General features: G+C 72.9%; 13 protein-coding genes. 3 read left to right on the top strand and 10 right to left on the bottom strand.

The genetic code is table 11. From position 1 onward, the window contains the following. Positions 1-7: 7 nt before the first annotated feature. Entirely contained in the window at positions 8-727 is a 720-nt protein-coding gene (locus KALB_RS03830; RefSeq protein WP_025354403.1) for an ABC transporter permease, read from the bottom strand. Further along, positions 724-1,641, bottom strand: coding sequence for an ABC transporter ATP-binding protein (locus KALB_RS03825; protein WP_025354402.1), 918 nt, complete (start codon positions 1,639-1,641; stop codon positions 724-726). Before KALB_RS03825 ends, KALB_RS03830 begins: the two co-directional genes overlap by 4 nt. Before the next feature lie 161 nt (positions 1,642-1,802). On the opposite strand from KALB_RS03825, the gene KALB_RS03820 reads away from it, so the two are divergent. Then, positions 1,803-2,474 carry a response regulator transcription factor gene (locus KALB_RS03820; RefSeq protein WP_025354401.1) on the top strand — a complete coding sequence of 224 codons (672 nt, stop codon included), beginning with the start codon at positions 1,803-1,805 and terminating at the stop codon, positions 2,472-2,474. Next, positions 2,471-3,751 carry a sensor histidine kinase gene (locus tag KALB_RS03815; protein WP_025354400.1) on the top strand — a complete coding sequence of 427 codons (1,281 nt, stop codon included), beginning with the start codon at positions 2,471-2,473 and terminating at the stop codon, positions 3,749-3,751. The genes KALB_RS03820 and KALB_RS03815 overlap by 4 nt, the downstream gene beginning before the upstream one ends. A gap of 5 nt (positions 3,752-3,756) precedes the next feature. Here KALB_RS03815 and KALB_RS03810 read toward each other — a convergent pair whose 3' ends face one another. Continuing rightward, complete coding sequence (locus KALB_RS03810; protein ID WP_338033848.1) at positions 3,757-4,668, bottom strand: LysR family transcriptional regulator; 912 nt, start codon at positions 4,666-4,668, stop codon at positions 3,757-3,759. Positions 4,669-4,732: 64 nt separating this feature from the next. Between KALB_RS03810 and KALB_RS03805 the strand changes: the two genes are divergently transcribed. Beyond that, positions 4,733-5,677 carry a DMT family transporter gene (locus tag KALB_RS03805; protein WP_025354398.1) on the top strand — a complete coding sequence of 315 codons (945 nt, stop codon included), beginning with the start codon at positions 4,733-4,735 and terminating at the stop codon, positions 5,675-5,677. Here the strand turns inward: KALB_RS03805 and KALB_RS03800 are convergent. From KALB_RS03800 to KALB_RS03770, 7 genes are all read right to left on the bottom strand, one after another. Then, a complete protein-coding gene (locus KALB_RS03800; protein WP_025354397.1) occupies positions 5,590-6,651 on the bottom strand; it encodes an SWIM zinc finger family protein in 1,062 nt (353 codons plus the stop codon). The two genes, KALB_RS03805 and KALB_RS03800, sit on opposite strands and share 88 nt — an antisense overlap. Next, positions 6,648-9,287: an SCO1167/SCO6262 family helicase gene (locus KALB_RS03795; protein ID WP_025354396.1), complete on the bottom strand. Its 2,640-nt coding sequence runs from the start codon at positions 9,285-9,287 to the stop codon at positions 6,648-6,650. The genes KALB_RS03800 and KALB_RS03795 overlap by 4 nt, the downstream gene beginning before the upstream one ends. After that, entirely contained in the window at positions 9,287-10,078 is a 792-nt protein-coding gene (locus KALB_RS03790) for an ABC transporter permease (RefSeq protein WP_025354395.1), read from the bottom strand. Before KALB_RS03790 ends, KALB_RS03795 begins: the two co-directional genes overlap by 1 nt. Further along, positions 10,075-11,013: a daunorubicin resistance protein DrrA family ABC transporter ATP-binding protein gene (locus KALB_RS03785; protein WP_025354394.1), complete on the bottom strand. Its 939-nt coding sequence runs from the start codon at positions 11,011-11,013 to the stop codon at positions 10,075-10,077. Before KALB_RS03785 ends, KALB_RS03790 begins: the two co-directional genes overlap by 4 nt. A gap of 81 nt (positions 11,014-11,094) precedes the next feature. Beyond that, the gene (locus KALB_RS03780; protein WP_025354393.1) at positions 11,095-11,670 is read right to left on the bottom strand and encodes a PadR family transcriptional regulator; all 576 of its coding nucleotides are present in this window, start codon (positions 11,668-11,670) and stop codon (positions 11,095-11,097) included. 157 nt (positions 11,671-11,827) lie between these two features. Next, the gene (locus KALB_RS03775; RefSeq protein ID WP_025354392.1) at positions 11,828-12,724 is read right to left on the bottom strand and encodes a CU044_5270 family protein; all 897 of its coding nucleotides are present in this window, start codon (positions 12,722-12,724) and stop codon (positions 11,828-11,830) included. Further along, positions 12,717-13,328, bottom strand: a complete 612-nt coding sequence (locus KALB_RS03770; protein ID WP_025354391.1) for an RNA polymerase sigma factor — start codon at positions 13,326-13,328, stop codon at positions 12,717-12,719. Before KALB_RS03770 ends, KALB_RS03775 begins: the two co-directional genes overlap by 8 nt. Positions 13,329-13,342 lie beyond the last annotated feature (14 nt).

Here is a 13,342-nt window from a genome sequence, read left to right as displayed (position 1 = left end):
GTCGTGCTCACGCCCGTGCCGCGTCCCTGCGGTACCGGACGATCACCAGCACACCCGTGACCAGCAGCCAGGCGAACATCGTCACCAGGCCCTGCGCGGCGGGTGCGGTGCCCGCGAGCGCGTCGCGGCCGAACTCGGCCAGCCAGTAGGTGGGCAGCGCCCTGGCCACGGCCGCCAGGAACCCGGGCAGCAGGTCCACCGGCACCCACAGGCCGCCGAGCAGGCTCATGGTCATCATCGCCACGGCCGACATCGCCTGCGCCGAGTCACCGGTGGCCAGCATGCCGATCAGCAGGCCCAGCGCGGCGATCGGCAGCACGCCGAGCCAGCAGGCCAGCACCAGCCGGAGCCAGGTGCCCGCGTCCAGGCTCACGCCCTGGGTGAACGCGCCGACCAGGAACACCAGCAGTAGCGCGGGCAGCGCCACCACCATCGAGGCCAGCACCTTCGACACCAGGTAGCCGGGGGTGGGCAGCGGGGTCATCCGCAGCTGCCGGTTCCAGCCCACCTGCCGCTCGACGGCCACCCGCGAGCCGGTGTTGATCGCCGCCGACACCGCGCCGAAGGCCGCCATGCCCACCATCAGGTAGGCCGCCGCACCCGGCCCGGACCTGCCGTAGACGTTGCTGAAGATCAGGAAGAACACCACCGGGAAGCCCACCGTGAACAGGGCGAACCGGGGTGAGCGCGCGATGCGCCGGATGTCGAACAGCAGCAGCGCGGTCATCGGGCCGCCCCCTCACTGGTCAGTGCGAGGAACGCCGCTTCCAGGCCCGCACCGCGCACCTCGATGTCCATCGCCTGCGGATACCTCGCCAGCAGCTCGCGCAGCGCACCGTCGGAGTCCACACAGGACAGTTCCACGGCGTCCCCGCGTGACTGGACGTCCACCACACCGGCCACAGTGGACAGTTCGGCCGCGCTGACCCCCGGTACCCGCGCGCTGATCACCCGGCCCGCCGCCCGCGCCCCGATCTCGGCCACCGAGCCGTCCGCCGCGACCCGGCCCGAACGCAGCAGCACCACTCGGTCCGCGTAGTCCTCCGCCTCGGCCAGGTAGTGCGTGGCGAACAGCACCGTGCGCCCGGTCGAGGCGTAGGCCCGCATCGCCGCCCAGAACTCGCGCCTGCCCTCCACGTCCATCGCCACCGTGGGCTCGTCCAGCACCAGCAGGTCCGGGTCGCTGGCCAGCGCCGTCGCGAACCTGACCCGCTGGCGCTGGCCGCCCGACAGCGAGCCGATCCTGCGCTTGGCGAACTCCGCCACCCCCGCGCGCCGCATCGCCTCCGCGGCGGACAGGGACTTCGGGTAGACCGCCGAGAACAGGCCCACGGTCTCGGCCACCGTCGCGTCCTCCAGCAGGCCGCCGGACTGCAACATCGCGCCCACCAGCCCGGCGCTCACCGCCTCGCGAGGCGAACGCCCGAACAGGGTCACCGCCCCGCTCGTCGGGGTGCTCAGGCCCAGCAGCACGTCGATAGTCGTGGACTTGCCCGCTCCGTTCGGGCCGAGCAGGGCGACCACCTCGCCCGGTGCGATCGTCAGGTCCACCCCGTCCACCGCACGGACGCCCCCGTAGTGCTTCACCAGGCCCTGGAGGCTGACCGCCGCGCCCCGGACAACCGTGTCTGTCTGTTGCATACCCCGATCGTGGCCGGGCGGACCCGGTCGGCCCTGGCACGACTGTCACGACCCGGCCGTGACAGGTGTCAGGGGCTGTCATGAAGGTGCCGTTCACGACGTTCAACGTCCTGAACGGCACCTTCATGACGCCGGGAGTGCGCGCAGGTAGCGTCGTCACCATGCGTGTACTGGTCGTGGACGACGAGTTGGCCGTCCGGCAGTCGGTGGCACGCGCACTGGTCGTGGCGGGCCACGAGGTCCGGGAGAGCCAGGACGGGGCGGGAGCGCTGGCGGAGGTCAGGGCGTGGCGGCCGGACCTGGTGGTGCTGGACGTGCTGATGCCGTTCCTGGACGGACTCACGGTGTGCCGCCGACTGCGGGCGGACGGGGACCGCACGCCGATCCTGGTGCTGACCGCGCGCGACGCGTACGAGGACCGGGTGTCCGGTTTGGACGCCGGGGCGGACGACTACCTGGTCAAGCCGTTCGACCTGGGCGAGTTGCTGGCCAGGGTGCGGGCACTGGCGCGGCGCAGCCACCCGGCGGACCCGGCGGTGCTGCGCTGTGCGGACCTGGTGGTGGACGTGGCGGCCAACCGGGTGCGTCGCGGCGACCGCGAGGTGGAGCTGTCCCGCACCGAGTTCGCGCTGCTGGAGGTGTTGGCGCGCAACAGCGGCCGGGTGCTCACCCGCGAGGTGCTGATCGACCGGGTGTGGGGCGCGGACCCCGGCATGGTGTCCAACTCGCTGGCGGTCTACATCCGCTACCTGCGCCTGAAGTTGGAGGCGCACGGGGAGGTCCGCCTGGTGCACACGGTGCGCGGGGTCGGCTACCGGCTGGACGCGCCGTGAGGCTCGCGCTGCGCACCAGGGTCGCCGTGGCCGGGGCGTTGGCGGCGGCAGCGGCGGTCACCGGTACGGCGGCGGTCGCCTACGTGGTGGTGGACCACGAACTGCGCCGGTCCCTGGACCTGGAGCTGAGCCGGGACGTCACGAGGCTGGGCCGCACCACCGGCTGGTCCCCGGAGGGGCCGTGCCAGTTCCTGGCGGCCCCGCTGTGCGAGCAGAAGATCACCGACTCGGGCGCGACCGGCTCCCCGCTGCCGATCAGCGCCGAGGCCAGGCAAGTCCTTGCCGGGCAACGGGATTCGTTCTACAGCGATGCGGTGTTCGAGGGCCAGCCGGTGCGCATGCTCACCGCGCCGCTGCCGCAGGGCGGGGTGGTGCAGGTCGCGGCGCGGGCCGACCGCATCGAGGAGAGCCTGCACCGGATCGGGCTCGCCCTGCTGCTGGCCGGGTCCGTGGGCGTGGCGCTGGCCGCACTCGCGGGCTTCCTGGTCGCGCGCACCGGGCTCAAGCCGGTGCGCGAGCTCACCAGGACGGCCCGCGAGGTGGCGGCGACCCGCGACCCCGCACGGCGCATCGAGGTGGGCGGGCACGACGAACTGGCCAGCCTCGGCGCGAGCATGAACGTGATGCTGGCGGAGTTGCAGGCCGCCAGCCAGGCGCAGCGCAGGCTGGTCGCCGACGCCTCGCACGAGCTGCGCACCCCGTTGACCAGCCTGCGCACCAACATCGACCTGCTCGACCGGCTGGACCCCGAGCAGCGCGCGGAGGTCATGGCGGCACTGCGCGCGCAGGCCGCCGAGCTGACCGGGTTGATCGGCGACCTGACCGAGCTGGCACGGGACGAGCCGCCGCAGGAGGAGCCCGAGCCGCTGCGGCTGGACCTGCTCGTCGCGCGCTGCGTGCACGCGGCTCGCCGCAACTGGCCCGCGATCACGTTCACCGCGGACCTCGATCAGACCACTGTGGACGGTGTGCCGCCGCGGCTGTCCCGTGCGGTGGCCAATCTGCTCGACAACGCCGCGAAGTTCAGCCCCGGCAACGGAACCGTGGAGGTGAGCCTGCACGACCGCGAGCTGCGCGTGCGCGATCACGGCCCGGGCATCCCCGCCGAGGACCTGCCGCACGTGTTCGACCGGTTCTACCGCGCCGACTCCGACCGCGGACTGCCCGGTTCCGGCCTGGGACTGGCCATCGTCAGCCAGGTCGCCGCGCGGCACGGCGGCACCGTGACCGTGCGGTGCCCGCCCGAGGGCGGCACACTGATCACGCTTCGGCTGTAGAACCGTTACGCCATCACGGTTTGCACGGCCGCTGACACGGCGTCCACACAGGCGCGGATCGCGGGCCGGTCGGAGTCCGAGCGCCAGGCCGCGTAGATCTTGCGGGTGATCGGCGGGCGGGTGGCCATCAGCCGCACACCCTCGGGGATCGGCAGGCGTCCCAGCCGGGGCACGACGGCCGCGACCAGGTCGGCGGCGACCAGGGCCAACTGGGTGTCGTAGTCCGGCACCGCGCAGGTGATCGTTGGCGTGACGTGATGACTGCGCAGGGTCTGGACCAGCCACTCGTAGCAGGCGCCGTGCTGGGTCCAGCCCGCCCACGGCGTGCCGTCCAGTTCCTCGATGGCCACGACCTTGCGGTGCGCCAGCCGGTGCTTGGCCGAGATCGCCACATCGGCCATGTCGGAGAACAGCAGCTCGCGCGAGATGCCCGCGGGGATCGGCGTGGGCTGGTTGTCCCAGCTCTCGATCAGCGCCAGGTCCAGGTCCCCGCGCAGCACCGCGGGCAGGTTCTCGTCGTACTCGCCCTCGGTGAGGGTGACCGCGAGCCTGGGGTGCTTGTCGCGCAGGGTGGACAGGGCCGGGGGCATCAGGGTGCGCGCCGCCGTGGAGAACGCGCTGATCCGCAGCGGCCCAATGATCTCGCCGTGCAGTTGGTCCAGGTCCGACTGGGCCTCGGCGAGCTGGCTGAGCACCCGTTCGGCGTGTCCGTCCAGCACGTACCCGGCCCTGGTCAACCGCACTCCCCTGCCCTCGGGTTCGAGCAGTTGGTGGCCGACCTCGCGCTCCAGCTTGGCCAGCTGCTGGGAGACGCCGGAGGGCGTCACGTGCAGTGCCGTGGCGGCAGCGGCGACCGAGCCGTGTGTGGCCACGGCGTGCAGCGCACGCAGGCGTTCAAGGGAATACACGGTAGACATGCTACTGGTTTATCCGCAGAAACATTCACTTGTAGTCAACAGTGCTGGTCACGATGCTGGACACATGGACTCGGCACGGGTTGATCCCAGGGTGATGGCGGCGCTCGGCGCCTCGGTGATCTCACTGTCAGCGATCCTCACCAGGCTCAGCGGCACGACCCCGGCCACCGTGGCCTTCTTCCGCGGTGGCCTGGCCCTGCTGGTGCTGATCCCGCTCGCGGTGTGGGAACGCCGCAGGACCGGCGCGCGCTGGCGGTGGGCCGACCTGGTCGGCGGCCTGTTGCTGGGCCTGGACTTCGTGCTGTGGGGACAGGCGATCCTGGACGTGGGCGCGGGCATCGCCACGGTGATGGTCGGCGTGCAGGTGCTGGTGCTGCCGCTGCTTTCCCTTGCCCTGAACGGGGAACGCCCGGGCCTGCGGTTCTGGCTCACCGTGCCGGTCATCCTGGGCGGGGTGGCGCTGGCCGCCGGGCTGGCCGACACCACCGCCTTCGGCGAGCACCCGGTGCGCGGGGTGCTGTTCGGCACCCTCGCCGGGGTGGCCTACGGGGTCTACCTGTTCCTGCTGCGCCGCGGCGGCCAGTCCGGGCAGCGCTACACCCCGGTCTGCACCGCCACGGTCGGCACGGTGCTGCTGGCACTGGTCACCGGCGGGCTGGTGGACCGGATCGACTTCACCCCGGGCTGGACCGCCTTCGCCTGGCTGGTGGTGCTGGCCCTGTCCGCGCAGGTGCTCGGCTGGCTGCTGATCGCCAACGCACTGCCCCGGCTCAGCTCCAGCGTGGGCGCCACCCTGCTGATGATCCAGCCGGTCGGCGCCGTGCTGTTCGGCATGCTGCTGCTGCGCGAACGGCCCGGCACCTGGCAGCTGGTCGGCTGCGCCGCGGTGGTCGCCGCGGTGTGGGTCACCGCGATGAGCCGTCAGCCGAGGAGCAGTTCCGCCAGCGCCGTGGCGGGCAGCCCCGCCGGGGACCCGGCGGGCCACCAGCCGGTGGGCTCCGCACGGTAGGGATACCAGCGCTCGTCCCGCCCGTACCGCAACTGCACCCCCAGTTCCGCCGCGGTCCACCAGTTGTGCGCCACCTCCAGTTCGGGTTGGTCCTCCTCCCATGCCTCCCGTGCCCTGCGGTCCACGGACCTGGGCGGGTCCCAGGTCTCGGTGAGCACGGCCAGCCCCGGCAGCCCGCCGAACTCCCAGGCCCGCGCGGCCAGCGGCAGATCCGCACGGCCGCTGGCCTCGCCCAGCCTGGGAGCCAGTTCCCGGTGCTGGGCGGCGATGCGCACGGTGTCCTGCCACAGGTCGAGTTCCGGCTCGGGCGTGGCCGAGAGCAGGTCGCGGGCGCGGGACGCGGCGTTGGCCACGAGGAACTCCATGGCCACGGGGTCGATGCCCGCCGGCTGGTCGGCGGTGATCGGCGCGGCCTCGCGCGAACGCAACTCCGCCAACAGTTCCTGCTCACCTCGGCCGCGCAGCAACAACAGCACGAACGGGTCCTCGTCCAGCAGCCAGGCCGCCTGGAAGCACAGTGCCGCCGCGTGCATGCAGGGGTGCTCCCAGCCCGGGCAGCCGCATTCCGGTTCCAGGTCACCGATCCCCGGCAGCAGCGGCACCCCGGCGGTGTCGGCCGCGTCCACCAACTCGCGCGGCACGTACCGGTCCAGCAGCGCGGCGATGTGCCCGGCCTTGCCCGCCACCTGGTCCAGGAACCGAGCCCAGTCCCGGTCGCTGAGCTGGTCGACCAGTACCACGGTGTGGTGCGGGGTCTCGTCGGCCTCGTACACGGTGGCCGCGATCCGGCCCGCGCTGACCGTGATCGGGCCGACCCTGCCCGCCGCCGCGTAACGACGGCCCTTGCGGAGTTGGGCCTGGTCCATGGAGGTGTCCTCCAGGGCCTGGAGCCAGGCGTCACCCCACCAGGACCGGCTGGCCGCCGTGCGCCGCTTCCCCTTGGGGAACGCGGGAAATCCCTTGACCTCGCTCATGCTCGCCCCCTGAGTTCGACCAGCCCGGCCAGTTCGGTGTCGGACAGCTCGCTGAACGCGGCCTCCCCCGCACCCAGCACCGATTCGGCCAGCCCGCGCTTGGCCCGCAGCATCTCCGCGACCCGCTCCTCCACGGTGCCCTCGGTGATCAGCTTGTGCACCTGGACCGGCCGGGTCTGCCCGATGCGGTAGGCACGGTCGGTGGCCTGGTCCTCCACCGCCGGGTTCCACCAGCGGTCGTAGTGCACGACGTGATCGGCCCGGGTGAGGTTGAGCCCGGTGCCCGCCGCCTTGAGGGACAACAGGAACACCGGGACCGCACCGTCCTGGAAGCGCTGCACGAGTTGCTCGCGCACGGCCACCGGCGTGCCTCCGTGCAGGAACTGGGTGGGCACGCCCCGGTCGGCCAGGTGCCGCTCGATGAGCCGGGCCATGCCCACGTACTGGGTGAACACCAGCACCGCCCCGCCCTCCGCGAGAATGGTGTCCAGCAGCTCGTCCAGCAGCGCGAGCTTGCCCGAACGCCCGGCGAGCACGCTGTCCTCCCGCAGGTACTGGGCCGGGTGGTTGCACACCTGCTTGAGCGCGGTGAGCAGCTTGAACACCAGCCCGCGCCGGGCCATGCCGCTGCTGCCCCTGATCTCGGCCATCGCCTCGCGCACCACCGCCTCGTACAGGGCGGCCTGCTCCCTGGTCAGCGCGACGGCCTGCTCGGTCTCGGTCTTGGCGGGCAGCTCCGGCGCGATGCCCGGGTCGGACTTGCGCCGCCGCAACAGGAACGGCCGCACCAGCTGGGCAAAGCGCTGTGCCAGTTGACTGTCCCGGTCCGACTCGATGGATTTCGCCCACCGGGCGCGGAAACCCGCGAGCGAGCCGAGCAGTCCCGGTGTCGTCCAGTCCAGGATCGCCCACAGCTCGGACAGGGTGTTCTCCACCGGGGTACCGGTCAGCGCGACCCGGGCCCGGCCGGGGATGGTGCGCAACGCCCTGGCCGTGCCGGAGGCGGGGTTCTTCACGTGCTGGGCCTCGTCGGCGACGACCAGGTCCCAGTCCTGCTCGGCCAGTTCGGCCGCGTCCAGCCGCATGGTGCCGTAGGTGGTGAGCACGAACCCGCCGGTGATCCCGGCCAGGTTCCGGCCGCCGCCGTGGTAGCGGCGCACCTGGGTACCGGGCGCGAACCGGCGGACCTCGCGCTCCCAGTTGCCCAGCAACGAGGCCGGGCACACGACCAGGGTCGGCCCGCCGCCCCGGTGCAGGTGCAGTGCGATGAGCGTGATCGTCTTGCCCAGGCCCATGTCGTCGGCAAGGCAGCCGCCCAGCCCGAGCGAGGTCATCCGGTCCAGCCAGCGCAGCCCGCGCAGCTGGTAGTCGCGCAGGGTCGCGGCCAGCGCGGCGGGCTGCGCCAGCGGCTCCTGCCCATCGTCGGCCTCGGCGATGCGCTGGCGCAGCTCCTCCAGCCAGCCCTCGGCGCTGACCGGGACCTGTTCCCCGTCCACCTCGGCGGTGCCGGTGAGCGCGGCACCGAGCGCGTCCATCGCGCTGAGCGGCTTGAGCCCCCGTTCACGCGCCTTGCGGGCCAGCTCGGGGTCGACCAGCAGCCACTGGTCCCGCAGCCGCACCACCGGCCGGTTCGCCTGCGCGAGCTGGTCCAGTTCGGCCGCGCTGAGCTGCTGACCGCCGAGCGCCAGCTGCCAGTCGAAGGCGAACAGCTCGCCGCCACCGAGCATGCTGGGCAGGTCGGAGGGCGGACTGTCCGGCCCGCTCAACACAGCGCGGGCGGCGAGGTCCCGCACCAGTTCCCTGGGCCAGTGCACCTCGACTCCGGTGGCGGCCAGCCGGGTCGCGGCCCAGCCGAGCAACTCGCCGACCTCCTCGTCGGCGAGCACCAGCTCGTCGGGCACGCTCAGGTGCAGCAGCCGGTCCAGCGGCGACCAGACCCGTGCCGCGCGCCGCAGGATCACCGCCGCCTCGACCAGGGCGCGGGGCCCGAACCCGTGCTCACCGCCCAGGTCGGCGACCAGCGCGGGATCGGCCAGGCTGTGCAGCTGCACCACGGCGGTGAAGGCCCCGCGGTGGTAGTCCCCGCCGGGCACCTCCACCCGCAGGGAGACCCGGATCGCCGAGTCGAACCCGGCCGCCCAGCCCCGCAGGTGCTCCACCCGCTGCGGGGCCCGCGCGGCGAAGGCGTGCTGCCCGGTGGCCCGGATCGCGGCGGGCGAGCGCGGCATGCCGTCGGCCACCGCGTCCAGGAACTCGCGCACCAGCTCGGGATCGGGCCCGAGCCCGGTGACGCGCTCGGCCTCGGCGGCCTCCAGCGGGCCGACCCGCCAGGCGTCGAAGCCCCCGCTGGTGACGGCCGGGCGCAGCCGTCCCCGCGCGACCAGTTGTAGTGCCAGCACCGTGGCCTGACCCCACAGCTGGGCGGACGGGTGCGCCCGGCCGTCGGTCCGCGCCTTGCTGAGCACACGGACCGCTGCGGCCACCGGCAGCCGCAGCGCCGGATGGCCGTGCGCCTCGCCCGGTTCGCCGATGCCCTCGGGCAGCTCGGCGCCATCGGGGTGCCAGAACACCACGCGTCCCTGACGTGGCGGATCGGCGGGTTCGAAGTCGACCGAGCACCGGGCGAGGTAGTCCACTAGCGGCTCATCCTCCGGAAGGCGCGGACGGACAACGGGAAGAACACGGCCAGGATGACCAGCGGCCACAGCACCGCCATCAGCATGGCGTGCTGCGCGATCCAGGATCCGCCGCCCCAGCCGGGGTTGCCGAACAGCTCACGGGTCGCTGTCACCGTGCTGGACAACGGGTTCCAGGAGGCGATCGTGCCCAGCCAGCCCGGCATGGTCTCCGGGGCCACGAACACGTTGGACAGGAAGCCGATCGGCCACACCAGGATCTGCACCGCCATGACCGCGCCCGGGTTGGCGAACACCAGCCCGAGGTAGATGCCCACCCAGAGCAGGGCGAAGCGGAGCAACAGCAGGAGCACGAAGGCGGTCAGCGCGGCACCGGCCGAGCCGTGCCAGCGCCAGCCGACCAGCAGCCCGCAGGCGACCATCACCAGCAGGGCCAGCATGGAGTTGAGCATGTCCGCCCCGCTGCGCCCGACCACCACCGCCGAGGGCGCCATCGGCATGGAGCGGAACCGGTCGGTGATCCCGCGCGAGGCGTCGGTGGTCACGGCGAGCATGGTGCCCTCCACGCCGAAGGCCACCGTCATGGCGAACATGCCGGGCAGCAGGAACTCCCGGTAGTCCCCGCCGCCGGGCACGCTGATCGCACCGCCGAACAGGAAGCCGAACATCAGCACCATCATGATCGGCATCAGCAGTCCGACCACCACCGGAGCGGGCTGGCGCACCCAGTGCAGCAGGTCCCGCTGGGTGACCGTCCAGCCGTCAGCCACCGCCCACCGCAACCGGTTCACGCGGCCACCCCCGATCCGGTCAGTTCCAGGAACACCTCGTCCAGGGTGGGCCTGCGCAGCGCGATGTCCTGGACCGGCACCCCGCGCTCGGCCAGTGCGCGGACCACGTCGGTGAGCGCGGCCACCCGGTCCCGCACCGGGGCGCTGACCCGCCTGCCGTCCCGGTCCACCTCCACGGCGGCCCCGCTCACCCGCCGCACCACCTCGGCCGCCGCCGGGAGGTCGGACTCCTCGTGCAGCACCAGCTCCAGCTGATCACCGCCGATCCGGGACTTGAGCTGCTCGGGCGTGCCCTCCGCGATGACCCGCCCGTGGTCGATCACCGAGATCTGACCGGCCAGCTGGTCGGCCTCGTCCAGGTACTGGGTGGTGAGCAGCACCGTGGTGCCCTCGGCGACCAGCGCGCGAACGGCGGACCACACCTCGTTGCGCGCCCTCGGGTCCAGCCCCGTGGTCGGCTCGTCCAGGTAGAGCACCGCGGGCGCCAGGATCATGCCCGCGGCCAGGTCCAGCCGCCTGCGCATGCCGCCGGAGTACTGCTTCACGGGCTTGCGGCCCGCCTCGGCCAGCCCGAACCGGTCGAGCAGCTCGGCTGCGCGCGCCCGTGCCCGCGCGGCGCCGAGGTGGTGCAGCCGCCCGAACATCACCAGGTTCTGCCACCCGCTGAGCACCTCGTCCACCGCGGTCTGCTGGCCGACCAGCCCGATGCGGGCGCGCACGGCCGCCGCGTCGGTGCCGAGGTCCAGCCCGGCCACCCGCGCCCGCCCGCCGTCGGGGCGCAGCAACGTGGCCAGGATGCGCACCGCTGTCGTCTTGCCCGCCCCGTTCGGGCCGAGCAGCCCGCACACCGTGCCTTCCGCCACGGTGAGGTCGAACCCGTCCAGGGCCATCTTGTCGCCGTACTGCTTGCGCAGCCCTTCGGCAACGACTGCCATCCATCCCCCTTGCCGGTATTAAAACTTGAATACGGCCCCGCCAGTGTGCACCCTGAGGGGGGAGGTGTGCAAACTTGAATATCAGGCAGGCAGGGGCCAGCTGCCCGCGACACCGGGCGATCCGGGGTCACCGGCCATCGGGTACTCGCCGGAGCGCAGCCGGTCGATCAGGCCGCGAGTCCAGGAGATACCGCCGTCGGCGGTGTGCACCCACAGCCCGTACAGCTCGCGCACGTGCGGCGGCTCCTGCCAGCCGTCGAGCTTCTCGGCGGCCTCGGCGCGGGCCGACTCCAGGTGCGCCAGGCGCTGTTCGAGCAGGCCGATCGCCTCCTCGCGCTCCAGCGAGGGCAGCATGGCCAGCCCGGCGAACAGCATGTCCGGCCGGGGTTGCGGTCGGCGGAACGCCTCGGCCAGCAGCCGCTTGTACTCGAACTCGCCGGCCTCGGTCAGCTGGTAGTCGGTGCGGCCGGGCACCGGCCAGTCCTCGTCGAGGTAGCCGTCCTTGGTGAGCTGCTTGAGCGCGTGGTAGATCGAGCCCCACTTGATGTTGGCCCAGTCCCCGGCGCCCCAGGAGATCAGGTCGTTGCCGATCAGGTAGCCGTGCGCCCTGCCGTAGCCGCGCACCACACCCAGGACCAACAACCTCGTCGCCGACACTGGGAAAGCCTAAGCCGGGGGTGAACCAGCACCTGGCAACCGGTCCGGTGAGGTCGTGCTGGGGCAATGCCCGCCCGCGTGCACTCGGTGACCGACGAGCGGGACAACCTGCTGGAGCTCGTGGTGGCCAGCGGCGCCTCCTTCTTCACGGACTGAGTCAGGGCGTCTGGCCCACCGCGCCGACGAGCCCGGCGGTGACGCGCACGACGTCCTGGCGCTGGCCCGCCGGCTCGCCGTCGGCGTTCACGCCCAGCACCCGGTAGTCCCCGGGGGCCAGCACGAGCGTCCAGTAGTCGGTGCCCGAGCGGTTGGCCGCGCGCACACCGAGCCCTTCCCTGCCCGAGGCGTCCCGCACTTGGCCGACCAGGCTCGTACCGGGGATCGTGGCCAGCACCTGGACCAGCGCCGCCTGCTGGGGCCGCGGCACGAACTGGTCGCGCAGCACGGTGATCACGAGCTTGGCCGCGTCCAGGTCCTGGTCGGCGCCGGGCTTGACCTGGCCGAACACCCGCTGCCTGAGCGAGGACACCTCGGTGGGCAGGCCGACCAGGTAGTCGTAGACGCCTCGGCGCAGCTCGGGCAGGTCCTGGCAGTCGATCACCCCGCGCGGGGTGCAGCTCACGCCGCTCTTGGTGTACTGGCCGCCGACCCAGAGCCGGTGCTCCTGGGCGCCGACCCCGTCCGCGGGAATCCAGTCCTGCGCGCGCAGTCCCAACTGCCCGTCCCGGTACACGGTGTTCTCCACGTAGCTGTACTCGCCAGCACGGGCCACGGGCGCGGGTTGGGCAGCGGCCGCGATGCGCTTGCCGAGCTCGGCGAGGGTGCTGGGCGGTCCGGTGTGCAGCAGCACAGGCAGGGTGGCGACGAGCACGAGCGTGCAGGACACCGCGGTGGCGGCGAGCACCGCGATGCGGGGCCGCCACGCGGTGGCCCTGCGCGTCGATCCGTTCGTGGCCTCCCGGAGCAGGCTCGCGCGGGCCGCGCGCAGCGGGGCGTCGTCGACGGGGCGCAGGCTCGCACGCAGCTTCTCCAGTTCTTCCAACTCGTCAGCCATCGATCGGCTCCTCGACGGGGCAGGTGGGGTCGGTGCCGCCGAGTGCGGCGCGGACCTTGGCGCGGGCCCGGCTGATCCGGGACCGCACGGTCCCGATCGGGACGTCCAGTGCGCAGGCGATCTCCTCGTAGGACAGACCGGCCCAGGCCAGCAGCAACAGCGCCTCGCGCTCGCCCGCGTTGAGCCTGGCCAGTGCGGCGGCCAACTGCCGGGTCACGGTGCCCGCGGCCACCCGCGCGGAGACCGCCTCGGCATGTCCCTCGGTGGCCGGGTCCACCCCGGTCCTGGCCAGGGCCCGGTACTGGCGGACCTCGGCCCTGCGGTGCTGGCGCAGCAGGTTGGCCGCGATGCCGTACAGCCAGGGCAGCGCGTCCGGCCGGTCCTGGTCGTAGCGGTGGCGCAGCCGGAACGCGGTGAGGAAGGTCTCCGCGGTCAGGTCGTCGGCGAGCTGGCTGCCGACCCTGCGGGTCAGGTAGCCGCGGATGGTCGACGCGTGCCGGTCGAACACCGCGGCGAACACGGCGGGCTCGGCCAGTGAACTCCTGATCACCGCGGCGTCCGACAGCGCCACGGTCGGCTCGCGGTGCTGCGCGAGCTCGGTCATGGCCATCTCGGCGG

Origin of the sequence: Kutzneria viridogrisea DSM 43870 (genome assembly GCF_000525635.1) — a bacterium.
Taxonomy (GTDB): Bacteria; Actinomycetota; Actinomycetes; order Mycobacteriales; family Pseudonocardiaceae; genus Kutzneria; species Kutzneria viridogrisea.
This window is presented reverse-complemented; position numbering and strand designations above follow the sequence as displayed.